The sequence below is a fragment of the Streptomyces chiangmaiensis genome, assembly GCF_036281785.1.
Taxonomy (GTDB): domain Bacteria; phylum Actinomycetota; class Actinomycetes; order Streptomycetales; family Streptomycetaceae; genus Streptomyces; species Streptomyces chiangmaiensis.
The window spans coordinates 1-16,539 of the sequence record NZ_JAYWVC010000173.1; the positions used below are offsets into that span (position 1 = coordinate 1).

Here is a 16,539-nt window from a genome sequence, read left to right on the forward strand (position 1 = left end):
CCGGCAAACCTTTCCGGCCACAGCACTAGCTAGGGCAACGGCACCTTGTCCACCCGCAGCAATCGGGACGGCCCGGCGCGCAGCAGCCGCGGCGGCAGCAGGGCCAACGGGTCCAGATACGTCTCCCCTCTGCGCAGGCCCCAGTGCAGGCAGCCACCCGGGCAGTGGGCGGTCGGCGGCTCGAGCACGCCCACCACCTCGCCGGGCTCCACCTCGTCGCCCTTGCCGACCGACGCACGAACGGGCTCGTACGTCGTGCGCAGCGGAGGCTCCCCGGTGTCCGCCAGGTCGACGGAACCACGCCCCGTCCCGCCACCCGGCCCGCGAACGCGACCCGGCCCGCGGCCACCGCCCGTACCGGATCCCCGGCCGCCGCCGCCAGGTCCACGCCCCGGTGTCCCGGGCCGTACGGCCCCGCGGGAGGGTCCCAGCCGCGCAGTACCTCGGGGCGCAGCCCCACCGGCCACCCCTGGGCGACGGCCGGCACAGGCTCATCGACGGCCGGTGGTGTCGCCGTGGCGGGATGTCGCCAGGCCGACGTGCCCGCCCATGCCACCGGGGTCAGTACGCTCACCGTCATCCCCAGCAGCACCGCGGACCACGTCCGTGCACATCGTCTCGCTCGCATGGGAGAACCGTCCCGGACCGTGGGCGATCTTGGCCGGATCTGTGGACAACTGCCGGGTTGTGGACAGCGGCGTCATCCGCCGCTCCGCGTGTCCCGTACACTTCTTGTGGCGACCCGGGCCACCGGGTCGACTTCGCACGCCCCGACACCGGGCCCTCACGCAGCCGGTGTCAGCGCTCCTCGGTCCTTTGCGGCACGGCGCATCGCGGGCGTCAGGCGCGAGTGCCATCCGGCGCCCGCGGCACAACCGAGAAAACTCAAGGAGAACGGCCATGGCCGTCGTCACGATGCGGGAGCTGCTGGAGAGCGGCGTCCACTTCGGTCACCAGACCCGTCGCTGGAACCCGAAGATGAAGCGCTTCATCTTCACCGAGCGCAACGGCATCTACATCATCGACCTGCTCCAGTCGCTGTCGTACATCGACCGCGCCTACGAGTTCGTCAAGGAGACCGTCGCCCACGGCGGTACGGTCATGTTCGTCGGTACGAAGAAGCAGGCGCAGGAGGCCATCGCCGAGCAGGCCACCCGTGTCGGCATGCCGTACGTCAACCAGCGCTGGCTGGGCGGCATGCTCACCAACTTCTCGACCGTCTACAAGCGTCTGCAGCGCCTCAAGGAGCTCGAGCAGATCGACTTCGAGGACGTCGCCTCCTCCGGTCTGACCAAGAAGGAGCTCCTGGTCCTCTCCCGCGAGAAGGCCAAGCTGGAGAAGACCCTCGGCGGTATCCGCGAGATGCAGAAGGTCCCGAGTGCCGTCTGGATCGTGGACACCAAGAAGGAGCACATCGCGGTCGGTGAGGCCCGCAAGCTCAACATCCCGGTCGTCGCCATCCTGGACACCAACTGCGACCCCGACGAGGTCGACTACAAGATCCCGGGCAACGACGACGCGATCCGCTCCGTCACCCTGCTCACCCGTGTGATCGCCGACGCCGTCGCCGAGGGCCTCATCGCCCGTTCCGGTGTCGCCGCCGAGGGCAAGGGCGAGAAGGCCGCGGGTGAGCCGCTCGCCGAGTGGGAGCGCGACCTGCTCGAGGGCGAGAAGAAGGCCGAGGAGGCCCCCGCTGCCGAGGCTGCCGCCGAGACGCCGGCCGCTGAGACGCCTGCTGCCGAGGCTGCCGCCGAGACGCCGGCCGCCGAGGGCGAGCAGGCCTGACCTCAGGCCGTTCGGCTGAAGTGAGGGCGGGTGGCGCCGACCGCGCCACCCGCCGTTCACCCGCAGCCCGTAGATCTTCGTAGCCCGTAGATCCTTGGCGGACGCCCGCCCAAAGCCGGGGCGGCCGCCGACTTCGAGACTTCGAACTCCGAGAAGAGATTCACAGATCATGGCGAACTACACCGCCGCCGACGTCAAGAAGCTCCGTGAGCTCACCGGCGCCGGCATGATGGACTGCAAGAAGGCGCTGGACGAGGCCGAGGGCAACGTCGAGAAGGCCGTCGAGGCGCTGCGCATCAAGGGCCAGAAGGGCGTCGCCAAGCGCGAGGGCCGCTCCGCCGAGAACGGCGCCGTGGTCTCCATCATCGCCGACGACAACTCCTCCGGTGTCCTCGTCGAGCTGAAGTGCGAGACGGACTTCGTCGCCAAGGGTGAGAAGTTCCAGGCCGTTGCCCAGGCCATCGCCGAGCACGTCGCCAAGACCTCCCCGGCCGACCTCGAGGCCCTGCTCGCCTCCGAGATCGAGCCCGGCAAGACCGTCCAGGCGTTCGTCGACCAGGCCAACGCCAACCTCGGCGAGAAGATCGTCCTCGACCGCTTCGCGCAGTTCGCCGACGGCTTCGTGACCGCGTACATGCACCGCACCATGCCCGACCTGCCCCCGCAGATCGGTGTCCTCGTCGAGTTCGACAAGCCGAACACCGAGGTCGCCAAGGGCGTCGCTCAGCACATCGCCGCCTTCGCGCCGAAGTACCTCTCCAAGGAGGACGTCCCGGCCGAGGTCGTCGAGTCCGAGCGTCGTATCGCCGAGGAGACCACCCGCGCCGAGGGCAAGCCCGAGGCCGCGATCGCCAAGATCGTCGAGGGTCGACTGAACGGCTTCTTCAAGGACGCCACGCTGCTCGGTCAGCCGTACGCGCTGGACAACAAGAAGTCCGTCCAGAAGGTTCTGGACGAGGCGGGTGTCACCCTGAAGCGCTTCACGCGCATCAAGGTCGGCATCTGAGTCCGTACCGCGATCGCCGGGCGACCCCGATAGGGTCGTAAGCAGTCGTCCGTGCTGTTCGCGTATGCCGTCCCGCACGCACGCGTGACGGACGACAGCAGATCTGACGAGGAGGCCATTGCCGCGCATGGGATGCGAACCACACCCCACCGGCAATGGCCTTCTTCGTATGTGCACCACGAGGAGATCTCCATGACCACCAAGGCCGAGAAGAGCGACGACGGCAAAGTGCGCGGCCGCTTTCTGCTGAAGCTGTCCGGAGAGGCGTTCTCCGGCGGGACCGGACTCGGCGTCGACCCGGACGTGGTGCACGCCATCGCCCGTGAGATCGCGGCCGTGGTGCGCGACGGTTCGCAGATCGCCGTCGTCATCGGCGGCGGCAACTTCTTCCGTGGCGCCGAGCTTCAGCAGCGCGGCATGGACCGTGCCCGCTCCGACTACATGGGCATGCTCGGCACGGTCATGAACTGCCTCGCCCTCCAGGACTTCCTGGAGAAGGAAGGCATCGACTCGCGCGTGCAGACCGCCATCACGATGGGTCAGGTCGCCGAGCCGTACATTCCACTGCGCGCCGTGCGCCACCTGGAGAAGGGCCGCGTGGTCATCTTCGGTGCCGGTATGGGAATGCCGTATTTCTCGACCGATACGACCGCCGCCCAGCGTGCCCTGGAGATCGACGCCGAGGCGCTGCTCATGGGCAAGAACGGTGTGGACGGGGTCTACGACTCCGACCCGAAGACCAACCCCGAGGCCGTCAAGTTCGACTCGCTCAGCTACGGCGAGGTCATCACCCGGGACCTCAAGGTCGCCGACATGACCGCGATCACGCTGTGCCGGGACAACAAGCTGCCCATCCTGGTCTTCGAGCTCCTGACGGAGGGCAATATCGCACGGGCCGTCAAGGGTGAGAAGATCGGCACACTCGTGGGTGACCAAGGCGGCCGGGACTGACCGGCGGGCAGACCCGTCCGGGGTGAACCCCGTCCGGACGACGGACCCTGACCGGGGGATGGACAATGGTCTACCGGTCCGGAACCGTGCAGGAAGAAGACGCGACGCAGCCGGCCGCCGCCCACGGATGCCGGGCCTACTCAAGACACGCAGGAGCAAGTGGTGATCGAAGAGACCCTCCTCGAGGCCGAGGAGAAGATGGAGAAGGCCGTCGTGGTCGCCAAGGAGGACTTCGCCGCGATCCGCACCGGTCGTGCGCACCCGGCGATGTTCAACAAGATCGTGGCGGACTACTACGGCGCACCGACGCCGATCAACCAGCTGGCCTCGTTCTCCGTGCCGGAGCCGCGTATGGCCGTGGTGACGCCGTTCGACAAGAGCGCGTTGCGCAACATCGAGCAGGCGATCCGCGACTCCGACCTGGGCGTCAACCCGAGCAATGACGGCAACATCATCCGTGTGGTGTTCCCCGAGCTCACCGAGGAGCGGCGCCGCGAGTACATCAAGGTCGCCAAGGGCAAGGGCGAGGACGCCAAGGTCGCGATCCGCTCCGTGCGTCGCAAGGCCAAGGACGCCATCGACAAGCTCATCAAGGACGGCGAGGTCGGCGAGGACGAGGGCCGCCGTGCGGAGAAGGAGCTCGACGACACCACCGCGAAGTACGTCGCGCAGGTGGACGAGTTGCTCAAGCACAAGGAAGCGGAGCTGCTCGAAGTCTGATGAACGACTCATCCTGGGGGGCGCCGCCACAGACCGGCTACTGGGGACCCGCCGACCACGGGCCGGCCCACGGCCCCGGCTCGGCGGGTTCCGCGTACGATGCGCATGACGCCCAGCAGACTCGCCCCATGCCCATCGTGCCCGAGGTACCCGCACCCGGCGGAGACCAGGATGACGATCGGGGGGCCGCTCGGGTGAGCGGCCCCTTGTTCCGCGACGAGACGCTGCAGGCGCCGTCCCCCTGGGAGGCACCTGAGAATCCGGAGCCCATGCCCGACGCCCCGCAGCCGGCGCCCGCACCGCAGAAGAAGAGCGCGGGCCGTGACCTGGGCGCGGCCATAGGGGTCGGTGTCGGGCTCGGCATCGTGATCGTCGCGTCGTTGTTCATCGTCAAGGCCGTTTTCGTCGGCGTCGTGGCGGTCGCCGTCGTGGTCGGCCTGTGGGAGTTGACGAAGCGGCTGGAGGAGCGCAAGGGCATCAAAGCGCCTCTCGTACCGCTGGTGGTCGGCGGCGCGGCGATGGTCGTCGCCGGCTATGTACGCGGCGCGGAGGGCGCCTGGGTGGCGATGGCCCTGACGGCGCTCGCGGTTCTGGTCTGGCGCATGACGGAGCCACCGGACGGCTATCTCAAGGACGTCACGGCGGGCCTCTTCGCCGCCTTCTACGTGCCGTTCCTGGCCACGTTCGTCTCCTTGATGCTCACGGCGGAGGACGGTCCGCGCCGCGTCCTGACCTTCCTTCTGCTGACGGTCGTCAGCGACACGGGCGCATACGCGGTCGGCTGGCGCTTCGGCAAGCACAAACTCGCGCCGCGCATCAGCCCCGGCAAGACCCGCGAGGGACTCATCGGTGCGGTCACCTTCGCGATAGTGGCGGGCGCGCTGTGCATGCAGTTCCTGATCGACGGCGGTTCCTGGTGGCAGGGCCTTCTGCTCGGTCTCGCGGTCGCGGCCAGCGCCACACTCGGCGACCTGGGCGAGTCCATGATCAAGCGCGACCTCGGCATCAAGGACATGGGCACCCTGCTGCCGGGACACGGCGGCATCATGGACCGCCTCGACTCGCTCCTGCCGACAGCGCCCGTGGTCTGGTTGCTGCTCGTGCTCTTCGTCGGAACCGGCTGACGGATCGTTCCGTACATCACTGATCCATGTCTTCCGGTCGAGAGGTCCGCCGTCCACGAGGCGGCGGACCTCTCGACCTCGCCGGCAGCCGGCTCGGTCATTCCGGCCATACGTCCGGTCCGTCCCCGCGCCACTCGATCAGGTCCGACGTCTGTGCATCGACGTCCTCGAGTCCCGCCCGTCTCAAGAACTCCTCGACGTCCCGGGGCCCCTGGGCCAGACCGAGGGTCTCCGCATCCACCGTCACTCGGCGGCCGCCGCCCGGCGACGGCGGATGCACCACCACAGGTCGCTTTCGGGACATGTCCACAGGATTTTCCGCCCCTTCCCTGGCATGTGTCCGGGCACCGTGTCACTGCAGCCGCGTGACCGCGGCCGACTTCATGGATCCGAAACGCGGTATCCGTGCGCGATGCGCGCTCGCCGGTGCTTGCCGCCGAAGTGCATCGAGCACCGAGGCCCGCGAGCCGCCGACAGAACGGCCGCGCTCGGTCACGGTCCAGTAGTCGCCCACCAGTCCCGCTCGATCAGCCACGTGCACCGGTCGAGCTGGGCCAGGACCGCCATCGCCTGCCAGATCCCCGCGCGAGGCGCGAAGTGCGGCAGCAGCGCCGAAGGAGACAACCGGGATTCGCTCATATATTCGATTCTAGGTCCTCTGCCTCCCCGGTACCACGGGCCTCCTGGCTCGGCCGGACGCCGACGGGGCGTCCTGGATGCCGGTGGGGTGCCACCCGCTCGCTCGCCCCCGGGGCAGCTGCCCGCGCGGATCCTGGACGTCCCGGACTTGCGGGCGGCATTCCGGCCGGTAGCGTCGACACCAGGCGGGGACCACCGCACGAAGGAGCAGGCGGATGGGCGTGAAGCGCTGGATCGAGGCCTGGCCCGTGTACCGGCAGCTCACCGGGACGGACCTGCTGGGCCGGGGCAAGGCCGCACAGTCGGCCCGCTCGGCCGGGCTCGTCTCCCGTACGGAGAGTGCCGATCGGGTGGCCGGTTCGGTGTGCCCCTACTGCGCCGTGGGCTGCGCGCAGCGCGTCTTTGTCAAGGACGGGAAGGTCGTCCAGATCGAGGGCAACCCGGAGAGCCCCATCTCCCGCGGCCGGCTGTGCCCGAAGGGCTCGGCCAGCAAGCAGCTGGTCACCGGGCCGCAGCGGGAGCAGCGCGTGCTCTACCGCCCGCCGTACGGCACCGCCTGGCAGGAGCTGGACCTGGACGAGGCCATGGACATGGTCGCCGACCGTGTGCTCGACGCGCGACGCAAGGGCTGGCAGGACACCGACGCGGACGGCAGGACGCTGCGCCGCACCATGGGCCTGGCCAGTCTCGGCGGGGCGACGCTGGACAACGAGGAGAACTACCTCATCAAGAAGTTGTTCACCGCCCTCGGCGCCCTGCAGATCGAGAACCAGGCCCGTATTTGACACTCCGCCACGGTTCCCGGTCTGGGAGCCTCGTTCGGACGTGGCGGCGCCACGGACTACCAGCAGGACCTGATCAACTCCGACTGCATCATCATCATGGGCTCCAACATGGCCGAGGCCCATCCGGTCGGGTTCCAGTGGGTCATGGAGGCCAAGGCGCGCGGCGCCAAGGTCTTCCACATCGACCCGCGGTTCACGCGCACGAGCGCGCACGCGGACCAGCACGTCACCATCCGGGCGGGCACCGACATCGCCTTCCTCGGCGGCGTGATCAACCACATCCTCACGCACGACCTCGACTTCCGGGAGTACGTGCGTGCGTACACCAACGCACCCTTCCTGCTGAGCGAGCGATACCAGGACACCGAGGACCTGGACGGGCTGTTCAGCGGCTACGACCCGCAGACCGCGTCCTATGACGCGTCGAGCTGGTCGTACGCGAGCGTCCCCATGGAGGCGCAGCCGGGCCATCACCTCAAGGAGGTGTGCGCCCCGTACCAGCACGGCGCGGGCGGCCCGTTCATCGAGGGTGCGGCGGGCGGCATCGAGGCCGACCCCACGCTGGAGCACCCGCGCTGCGTGTTCCAGGTGCTCAAGCGGCACTTCTCCCGCTACACCCCCGAGATGGTGGAGCGAATCTGCGGCGTGCCGCAGGAGCTGTTCCTCGAGGTGTGCCGGGCCTGGACGGAGAACTCCGGCCGGGAGCGCACCACCGCGCTGGTGTACAGCGTCGGCTGGACCCAGCACTCGGTGGGCGCCCAGTTCATCCGGGCCGGGTCGATCGTCCAGCTGCTGCTGGGCAACATCGGACGACCCGGTGGCGGGATCTTCGCGCTGCGCGGGCACGCCAGCATCCAGGGCTCCACGGACGTGCCCACGCTGTTCAACCTGCTGCCCGGCTACCTGCCGATGCCGGACACCAGCCACGAGAACCTGGCGACGTACCTGGACGGGGTCCGCGGCTGGGGGCAGAAGGGGTTCTGGGGCGCCGCCGACGCCTACATGATCTCGCTGCTCAAGGAGTACTGGGGCGACGCTGCGACGCCGGAGAACGACTACTGCTTCGACTACCTCCCCCGGATCAACGGCGACCACGGTACGTACCGCACCGTGATGGACATGGCCGACGGCGGCAAGGTCTTCGGCTACTTCCTGCTCGGGCAGAACCCCGCGGTCGGCTCGGCGCACGGCCGGCTGCAGCGCCTGGGCATGGCGAACCTCGACTGGCTGGTCGTACGCGACCTCACCATGATCGAGAGCGCCACGTTCTGGAAGGACGCGCCGGAGATCGAGACCGGGGAGATCGTCACTGAGCGGTGCCGCACCGAGGTGTTCTTCTTCCCGGCCGCCTCGCACGTGGAGAAGGCCGGCACCTTCACGCAGACGCAGCGCATGCTCCAGTGGCGCGACCAGGCCGTCGAACCGTCCGGGGACCAGCGGTCGGAGCTGTGGTTCTTCCACCAGCTCGGGGTGCGGCTGAAGGAGAAGCTGGCCGGCTCGACCGACGAGCGCGACCGCCCCGTGCTGGACCTGGCCTGGGACTACGAGACGGAGGGCGACGAGCCGTCCCCGTCGGACGTGCTGCGCCATATCAACGGCATCGACCTGCGAACCGGCCGGACGGTCGACGGCTACCTCGACCTCAAGGCCGACGGCACCACCGTCTGCGGCTGCTGGATCTACAGCGGCGTCTACGCGGGCGAGACCAACCAGTCCCGGCGCCGCACCTCCCGTTTCGAGACGGGCCCGTACGACGCCGAGTGGGGCTGGACGTGGCCCCTCAACCGCCGTGTGCTGTACAACCGCGCCTCCGCCGACCCGCAGGGGCGGCCCTGGAGCGAGCGGAAGAAACTGGTCTGGTGGGACGAGGAGGCCGGTGAGTGGACCGGCCACGACGCCCCCGACTTCGAGAAGAACAAGCCGCCGGACTACAGGGCACCGGAGGGGGCGTCGGGCGTCGAGGCGCTCGACGGCGACGACGCGTTCATCATGATGCGCGACGGCAAGGGCTGGCTGTTCGCCCCGGCCGGACTGGCGGACGGCCCGCTGCCCACGCACTACGAGCCGCACGAGTCGCCGATGCGCAACCTGCTCTACGGCCAGCAGGGCAACCCGGTGCGCAAGGTCTACGGGCGCCCCGACAACCCGTCCAACCCCGCCCCGCCCGAGGCGCACTCCGAGGTGTTCCCGTACGTGTTCACTGCGGCGCGGCTGACTGAGCACCACACGGCGGGCGCGATGAGCCGGCAGCTGCCCTACCTGGCGGAGCTCCAGCCGGAGTTGTTCGTGGAGGTCTCGCCGGAGCTGGCGGCCGAGCGCGGGCTGCGCCATCTGGACTGGGCCCATGTGATCACCAGCAGGACCGCGGTCGACGCGCGCGTGGTGGTGACGGACCGGATGGCGCCGCTGCGCGTCGACGGACGGGTCGTGCACCAGATCTGGATGCCGTACCACTGGGGGCAGACCGGGCTCACCAAGGGCGACGTGGTCAACGATCTGATCGGCGTGGTGGCCGACCCGAATGTGTTCATCCAAGAGAGCAAGGTGCTGACCTGCGACGTGCGGCCCGGGCGGCGTCCGCGGGGGCCGGCCCTGCTCCAGTACGTCGAGGACTACCGCCGCCGGGCCGGCATCACGACGGCGACCGGCACCCGCATAGCGACGGCCGGCGGCCGCGTCGAGCGGGCGCACATCGAACCGGACCGGCCGGAGGAGCCGTCATGACACGGGAGAACAGCTTCTACGGGCCGCTCGCGGACCCCGCAGAGGACGCGGGCCACCGCGACCACCCGCCGCGGATGGGCTTCTTCACGGACACCTCCGTGTGCATCGGCTGCAAGGCGTGCGAGGTGGCCTGCAAGGAGTGGAACGGCATCCCCGAGGACGGTATCGACCTGCTGGGCATGTCCTTCGACAACACCGGCATGCTGGGCGCGAGTTCCTGGCGGCACGTCGCCTTCATCGAGCAGGAGCGCCCGCTCGGCCGGCAGGACGCGGGCCTCGCCGACCTGCCCGTCGGCCCGTCCAGTACCGAGGGGACGGTGGAGGTCGTGGCAGACGCCCTGGAGGTCGCCAAGCGCGGCGGCGGCGACCTCGGCACGGCCCCGGTGGACCTCGGCTTCCCCTCCTTCGAGCTGCCCGGCGCGGGCACGGGCGCGGAGGCCCGTACCGAATTCCGCTGGCTGATGTCCTCCGACGTGTGCAAGCACTGCACGCATGCCGGGTGCCTGGACGTGTGCCCCACCGGCGCCCTGTTCCGCACCGAGTTCGGCACGGTCGTCGTGCAGCCCGACGTCTGCAACGGCTGCGGCTACTGCGTGTCGGGCTGCCCCTACGGCGTCATCGACCGGCGCCCCGACGACGGCCGGGCCTGGAAGTGCACCATGTGCTACGACCGGCTGCGCGACGGGCTGGAACCGGCGTGCGCCAAGGCCTGCCCGACCGACTCCATCCAGTACGGCCCGCTGGACGAGCTGCGCGAGCGCGCCGACCGGCGCCTGGCGGCCCTGCACGAGGCCGGGGTGACCGAGGCCCGGCTCTACGGCCGCGACCCCGAGGACGGTGTGGGCGGCGACGGCGCGTTCTTCCTGCTGCTGGACGACCCCGAGGTGTACGGGCTCCCGCCGGACCCCGTCGTGCCGACCCGCGATCTGATGTCGATGTGGAAGCACGCGGGCGTGGCGGCGTCCGCGCTGCTGGCCGTCTCGACGGCGGTCTTCCTGCGCGGGGGGCGGCGGTGAGCCACGAGCGGGCCGTGCGGCACGGCCGCGGCGGCCGCGACGACGACGGGAGCCGCGAGCGGTCCATGGTGCCGAGGGCGACGTTCCGTTCCTACTACGGGCGTCCGGTCCTCAAGCCGCCGGTGTGGGAGTGGAAGGTCCCCGCGTACCTCTTCACCGGCGGGCTGTCGGCCGGCGCCGCGCTGCTCGCGGCCGGCGCGGACCTGACGGACCGTCCCGAACTGCGCCGGGCGGAACGCATCGGCGGCTTCGCCACCCTGCTCGCGAGCATGTACCTGCTGGTCGCGGACCTCGGCCGGCCCGAGCGCTTCCACCACATGCTGCGGGTCGCCAAGCCGAGTTCGCCGATGTCCGTCGGCACGTGGATCCTCGTCGCGTACGGGCCCGGCAGCGCGCTTGCGGCCACGGCCGAGATGCTGCCCGCCGGTGTGCGCAGCACGCTGCCCGGGCGGCTGCTGCGGCTGGCCGCACGCCCCGCGGGCCTGTCTGCGGCCCTCTTCGCGCCCGGGGTCGCCTCGTACACGGCGGTCCTGCTCTCGCAGACGGCCGTGCCCGCGTGGCACGACGCCCGCCGCGAGCTGCCGTTCGTCTTCACCGGCTCCGCGGCCGCCAGCGCCGCCGGCCTCGGCATGCTGACGGCCCCGGTGGCCGAGGCAGGCCCGGCACGGCGGCTCGGTGTCGTCGGCGCGGCGGCCGAGATCGTCGCGTCCCGGCTCATCGGCCGGCGGCCGGGCCTGGTGACGGAGGCGTACACCACCGGCCGCCCGCACCGTCTGCGCAAGGCGTCCGAATACCTCACCCTGGGCGGCGCAGTCACCGCGCTGACCCTCGCCCGCCGCAGCCGCGGCGCTGCCGCGGTGGGCGGGCTGGCCCTGATGGCGGGCAGTGTCCTGCAGCGCTTCGGCACGTTCGAGGCGGGCGTGACGTCCACGAAGGACCCGGCGTACGTGGTGGAGCCGCAGCGCCGGCGCCTCCAGGCGCGCGACGAGGGCCACGACGGGGAGTGACGCGAGGGTCGGTGTCCGCCCGTACGGTGGCGCATGGCCGCGGTCGCTCGACCGGCCGTCCTGCCGGGCATGCGGGCAGTGGACCGACGTCCCCGCAGAGCCTGTGGGACCCGGGGTGGCGGCCTGTGCTCCCGGCGGCCGTCACCCGGTGTGGCGCACGGCCCCCCAGGTGCCGCGGCCGTAACCTGACGAGGTTTCAGCAGGGTCAGAGCGAGGGGGCAGGAGATGGACCGCGACCACGCCTCCGAACGGGCCTCCGCCGCGCACGCAGTCCCGGACCTGGACGAACGGCGGCGACTGCCGCGCACCGATGTGCTGCTGGCCGATCCCCGACTCGCCGCGGCGGCGGAGCGGCTGGGGAGAGGGCTGGTCAAGGACGTGGTCGCCGGGGCGCAGGCGCGGGCGCGGGCGGGTGAGGTGCCCGTCGGCGCGGTCGCCGATCACGCGGTCGCCGCCCTGCCCGCCACCGCGTGCGCGTTGCGTCCGGTGATCAACGCCACCGGGGTGCTGCTGCACACCAATCTGGGCCGGGCCGCGCTCTCCGCCGCGGCGCGGGAGGCGGTGCTGGCCGCTTCAGGGACCACCGACGTGGAACTCGACCTCTCCACCGGTGCCCGTTCCCGGCGGGGCCGGTCCGCGCTGGACGCGCTGCTGCGTGCTGTGCCGGCCGCCGAGGCCGCCCACGTGGTCAACAACGGCGCGGCCGCCCTGGTACTGGCCGCCACCGCGCTCGCCCAGGGGCGCGAGATCGTCGTCAGCCGGGGGGAGATGGTCGAAATCGGGGACGGCTTCCGCCTGCCCGACCTGCTGGTCTGCACCGGCGCCCGGCTGCGGGAGGTCGGCACGACCAACCGCACCACGCCCGCCGACTACGCCGCGGCCGTCGGCCCCGACACCGGCTTCGTTCTGAAGGTCCACCCCTCCAACTTCCGCGTCACCGGCTTCACCCGGGAGGCGTCGGTGGCCGAACTGGCCGCGCTCGGCGTGCCTGTGGTGGCGGACATCGGCTCGGGGCTGCTCGCCCCGGAGCCGGTTCTGCCCGAGGAGCCCGACGCGAGGAGTTGGCTGCGCGCCGGGGCGTCCCTGGTCACCGCCAGCGGCGACAAGCTGCTCGGCGGGCCGCAGTGCGGACTCGTGCTGGGCGACGCCGAGCTGGTGCGGCGGCTGGCCCGGCACCCACTGGCCCGCGCGCTGCGCGTGGACAAGCTGACACTCGCGGCCCTGGAGGCGACTGTGCGCGGCCCCGCCACTCCGACCCGGAGCGCACTGCACGCCGATCCCGCGCGGCTGCTGCAGCGCGCCGAACGCCTCGCGGCGGAGCTGCGCGCGGACGGGATCGACAGCCGCGTCGTCGGCACCGATGCGGTGGTCGGCGGGGGCGGCGCGCCGGGCGTGACGCTGCCGAGCGCGGCCGTCTCGCTGCCCGCCGGGTATGCCGCCCCGCTGCGGGACGCGGACCCCGCCGTGATGGCCCGCGTCGAGGAGGGCCGCTGCCTGCTGGACCTGCGTGCGGTGCCGGAGGACGCCGACGCGCGCCTCGCCGCGGCGGTGCGCCGGGCCGTGGCCCCGCACAAGGCGGCGGCCGCGCCGGGAACGGGGGCCTGACCGTGCACGTCGTCGCCACCGCGGGCCACGTCGATCACGGCAAGTCGGCGCTGCTGCGCGCACTGACCGGGATGGAGCCCGACCGCTGGGAGGAGGAGCGGCGCCGGGGCATGACGCTCGACCTCGGCTTCGTGTGGACACGGCTGCCCGGCGTGGGCGACCTCGCCTTTGTGGACGTACCAGGGCACGAGCGCCTGGTGGGCAACATGCTGGCGGGTGTGGGCCCGGTCCCCGCCGTCCTCTTCGTCGTCGCCGCCGACCGGGGCTGGCAGCCGCAGTCCGAGGAGCACCTGGCCGTCCTGGACGCCCTCGGGGTGCGGCACGGCGTGCTCGCCGTCTCCCGCTGCGACCTCGCCGACCCGGAAGCGGCCCGCGATCAGGCACTCGCCCGGATCGCCGAGTCCTCCCTCGGAAAGGTGCCGGCCGTGGCCGTCAGCGCGGTGACCGGCGCCGGCCTCGACACACTCCGTACGGCCCTGGTCCGGCTGGCCGGCGAGCTGCCGGAGCCTGACCGCGACGCGGACGTACGGCTGTGGGTGGACCGCGTGTTCACGGTGCGGGGCCGCGGCACCGTCGTCACCGGCACTCTCGGCGCGGGCACCGTGCGCGTCGGAGACCGGCTCCGACGCGCCCATGACGGCGAGGTGTTGCGGGTGCGCGGCCTGGAGTCCCTGAAGCAGCCGCGGGAGGAGGCCGGCGCGATCGCCCGGGTGGCGGTCAATGTGACCGGGCCCGGCGCCGCGAGCCTGCGGCGCGGGGACGCGCTGCTCACCCCGGACTGCTGGCTGACGACCGACACCGTGGACGTACGGCTGCGCGGCGATCCGGCCCGCGACCTGCCGCGTGAACTGATGCTCCACGTGGGCACCGCCGCGGTGCCGGTGACGGTCCGTCCGCTCGGCGAGGACACCGCGCGGCTGCGGACGGCCGTACCGCTCCCGCTGCGGGTCGGCGACGCCGCGCTGCTGCGCGACCCCGGGCGGCACCGCGTACCGGCGGGGATCACCGTGCTCGACGTCCGTCCACCGCGCCTGACCCGGCGCGGCGCCGCGGCCGCCCGTGACCGGGAGCTGCGGGCGGCGCCGGGGGCGGCCGACGAGGCCGGGGAGCTGCGCCGCCGCGGTCTGGTCCGCCGCTCGGAGCTGATCGCCATGGGGGTGCGGCCGGTGGCCGATCCCGTCGCCGGGGAATGGCTGGCGGATCCGGTGCACTGGGAGGAGCTGCGCGAGCGGCTCGGCCGCGTGGTCGAGGAGCACGCCGCCCGCAACCCGCTGGAGCCCGGCATGCCCCTGGAGACGGCCCGGCAGGCGCTCGGACTGCCCGAACGCGCCCTCGTCGAGGCGCTGTTGGAGCGGTCGCCGGGACTGCGCCACAGCGAGGGCCGGCTCTACGGCAGCCACGCCCGTCCCGCGCTCCCGGCCCATGCCGAGGCCGCCGTCGAGGCGGTCCGCGCCGATCTCGCCCGCGCGCCGTTCCGTGCGCCGGAGGCCGAACGGCTGCGGGAACTCGGCCTGACGCCCAAGCTGCTGGCGGCCGCCGAGGCGGCGGGGGAACTGCTGCGGATCGGCGAGGGCATCGTGCTGCTGCCGGGGGCGGACGCGCGGGCCGCAGCCGCGCTGGCGCGGCTGGCGCAGCCGTTCACCGCGAGTCAGGCGCGCCGGGCGCTGGACACCACGCGCCGGGTCGTCATCCCGCTGCTGGAGTACCTGGACCAGCACGGTCGCACCGTGCGCGTGGACGGCGCGCTGCGCCGCTGCCGCGTAACGGGCCCGGGCGATGAGTGACGCGGACGGGACGGGCCGGCCGGCGGAGACGGACGGGAATCGAACCCGCCTGCCCGAGTTGCTCGGGCACCTCGGCTTTGAAGACCGGGAGGGCCACCAGGCTCCCTTACGTCTCCCCGCAGGCCGTCACCGCGGGCTCGCCTCGGCCACGCGCCCATCGAACTCGCGCCCCCGGAGCGTGTCAACGCGCCACACGGCGCTCCCTCCCAGGTGAAAGGACCAGGACGGCCATGACGGATACGGAGACCGGCGTCCGGCAGGAGATCGTGCGCCTCACGCAGTACGCGCACGGCGGCGGCTGCGCCTGCAAGATCCCCCCGGGGGAACTGGAGGAGATCCTGGCCGGGCTGGCGCCTCCTGGAGCGGGCAGCGGCGCGTCAGGCGATCTGCTCGTGGGCCTCGACACCGGCGACGACGCGGCCGTCGTCCGGATGCCGGGCGGCCCCGGCGCGCCCGTCGTCGTCACCACCGCGGACTTCTTCACCCCGGTCGTGGACGACCCGTACGACTGGGGCCGTATCGCCGCCGCCAACGCGCTCTCCGACGTCTACGCGATGGGCGGCACACCGCTCGTGGCGGTCAACCTGCTGTGCTGGCCGCGCGACGTGCTGCCGTTCGACCTGGCACGGGAGGTGCTGCGCGGCGGGCTGGACGTCGCCACGTCGGCGGGGTGCGTGGTGGCGGGCGGTCACAGCGTCGACGACCCCGAACCCAAGTACGGCATGGCCGTGACCGGTACCGCCGACCCGGCGCGCCTGCTGCGCAACGACGCCGGGCGGCCGGGAATGCCGCTGTCGCTGACCAAGCCGCTGGGCCTGGGGGTGCTCAACAACCGGCACAAGACGACCGGCGAAGTCTTTTCGCAGGCGGTGGAGACGATGGCCGCGCTCAACCGTGACGCGTCGCGGGCCGCGCTGGCGGCGGGCGCGGTCTGCGCCACCGACGTCACCGGCTTCGGCCTGCTGGGCCACCTGTACAAGCTGGCGTGCGCCTCGGGGGTGACCGCCGTCGTCGACCCCGCCGCGGTCCCCTTCCTCGACGGCGCGTGGGACGCCGCCTGCGCCGGGCACATCAGCGGCGGCACCCGCCGCAACCTCGAATGGGTCGCCCCACACACGGAGTTCGGCCGCACCGACGAACTGACCCGGCTCCTCCTCGCCGACGCCCAGACCTCCGGTGGCCTCCTCGTCGCCGGCGAGGTGCCGGGCGCCCCGGTGATCGGGGAACTCGTGCCGGCAGGACCGCACCGGCTGGTCGTCACCTGACGCGGGTGACCCTTGGGGCCGACGCCAAATTGCTCTGCGGGGCGGCGGACATCGGCATGCGATTCGGGATCAGCGCTGAGAAGAGCAGACCTCGGCGCGCTGCGGCGACTCCGGCACCACCAACGCGG

The 16,539-nt window shown here is 72.0% G+C and carries 13 protein-coding genes, 1 tRNA gene and 1 pseudogene; 11 read left to right on the forward strand and 4 right to left on the reverse strand.

Annotation, left to right across the window (positions count from 1 at the left end):
- Window positions 1–29: 29 nt before the first annotated feature.
- Window positions 30–628: pseudogene (locus tag VXC91_RS33255) on the reverse strand (peptidoglycan DD-metalloendopeptidase family protein).
- A 272-nt stretch (window positions 629–900) separates the two neighbouring features.
- Between VXC91_RS33255 and rpsB the strand changes: the two are divergent.
- From rpsB to VXC91_RS33280, 5 genes are all read left to right on the forward strand, one after another.
- Window positions 901–1,785 carry a 30S ribosomal protein S2 gene (rpsB, locus tag VXC91_RS33260; protein WP_329511078.1) on the forward strand — a complete coding sequence of 295 codons (885 nt, stop codon included), beginning with the start codon at window positions 901–903 and terminating at the stop codon, window positions 1,783–1,785.
- 169 nt (window positions 1,786–1,954) lie between these two features.
- Window positions 1,955–2,791, forward strand: coding sequence for a translation elongation factor Ts (gene tsf, locus VXC91_RS33265; RefSeq protein ID WP_329511079.1), 837 nt, complete (start codon window positions 1,955–1,957; stop codon window positions 2,789–2,791).
- Between the two features lie 192 nt (window positions 2,792–2,983).
- Entirely contained in the window at window positions 2,984–3,742 is a 759-nt protein-coding gene (pyrH, locus tag VXC91_RS33270; protein ID WP_329511080.1) for a UMP kinase, read from the forward strand.
- A gap of 162 nt (window positions 3,743–3,904) precedes the next feature.
- Entirely contained in the window at window positions 3,905–4,462 is a 558-nt protein-coding gene (frr, locus tag VXC91_RS33275) for a ribosome recycling factor (protein WP_329511081.1), read from the forward strand.
- A complete protein-coding gene (locus VXC91_RS33280) occupies window positions 4,462–5,586 on the forward strand; it encodes a phosphatidate cytidylyltransferase (protein WP_329511082.1) in 1,125 nt (374 codons plus the stop codon). Before frr ends, VXC91_RS33280 begins: the two co-directional genes overlap by 1 nt.
- A 97-nt stretch (window positions 5,587–5,683) precedes the next feature.
- Here VXC91_RS33280 and VXC91_RS33285 read toward each other — a convergent pair whose 3' ends face one another.
- A complete protein-coding gene (locus tag VXC91_RS33285) occupies window positions 5,684–5,890 on the reverse strand; it encodes a hypothetical protein (protein WP_329511083.1) in 207 nt (68 codons plus the stop codon).
- A gap of 188 nt (window positions 5,891–6,078) precedes the next feature.
- A complete protein-coding gene (locus tag VXC91_RS33290; RefSeq protein WP_329511084.1) occupies window positions 6,079–6,225 on the reverse strand; it encodes a hypothetical protein in 147 nt (48 codons plus the stop codon).
- Between the two features lie 215 nt (window positions 6,226–6,440).
- Here VXC91_RS33290 and fdh point away from each other — a divergent pair, with 215 nt between their 5' ends.
- The 5 genes from fdh to selB all read left to right on the forward strand — a co-directional run bounded on the left by fdh (window position 6,441) and on the right by selB (window position 15,146).
- Window positions 6,441–9,734 carry a formate dehydrogenase gene (gene fdh / locus VXC91_RS33295; RefSeq protein WP_329511085.1) on the forward strand — a complete coding sequence of 1,098 codons (3,294 nt, stop codon included), beginning with the start codon at window positions 6,441–6,443 and terminating at the stop codon, window positions 9,732–9,734.
- Window positions 9,731–10,750, forward strand: a complete 1,020-nt coding sequence (locus VXC91_RS33300; RefSeq protein WP_329511086.1) for a 4Fe-4S dicluster domain-containing protein — start codon at window positions 9,731–9,733, stop codon at window positions 10,748–10,750. Before fdh ends, VXC91_RS33300 begins: the two co-directional genes overlap by 4 nt.
- Window positions 10,747–11,757, forward strand: coding sequence for an NrfD/PsrC family molybdoenzyme membrane anchor subunit (gene nrfD / locus VXC91_RS33305; protein ID WP_329511087.1), 1,011 nt, complete (start codon window positions 10,747–10,749; stop codon window positions 11,755–11,757). Before VXC91_RS33300 ends, nrfD begins: the two co-directional genes overlap by 4 nt.
- 225 nt (window positions 11,758–11,982) lie before the next feature.
- Window positions 11,983–13,362, forward strand: coding sequence for an L-seryl-tRNA(Sec) selenium transferase (gene selA, locus VXC91_RS33310; RefSeq protein WP_329511088.1), 1,380 nt, complete (start codon window positions 11,983–11,985; stop codon window positions 13,360–13,362).
- A gap of 2 nt (window positions 13,363–13,364) precedes the next feature.
- Window positions 13,365–15,146 carry a selenocysteine-specific translation elongation factor gene (gene selB / locus VXC91_RS33315; RefSeq protein ID WP_329511089.1) on the forward strand — a complete coding sequence of 594 codons (1,782 nt, stop codon included), beginning with the start codon at window positions 13,365–13,367 and terminating at the stop codon, window positions 15,144–15,146.
- Between the two features lie 23 nt (window positions 15,147–15,169).
- On the opposite strand, the gene VXC91_RS33320 is transcribed toward selB, so the two are convergent.
- A tRNA-Sec gene (locus tag VXC91_RS33320) sits at window positions 15,170–15,262 on the reverse strand.
- Window positions 15,263–15,376: 114 nt separating this feature from the next.
- Here VXC91_RS33320 and selD point away from each other — a divergent pair.
- Window positions 15,377–16,411, forward strand: a complete 1,035-nt coding sequence (gene selD / locus VXC91_RS33325) for a selenide, water dikinase SelD (protein WP_329511090.1) — start codon at window positions 15,377–15,379, stop codon at window positions 16,409–16,411.
- Window positions 16,412–16,539: the final 128 nt, after the last annotated feature.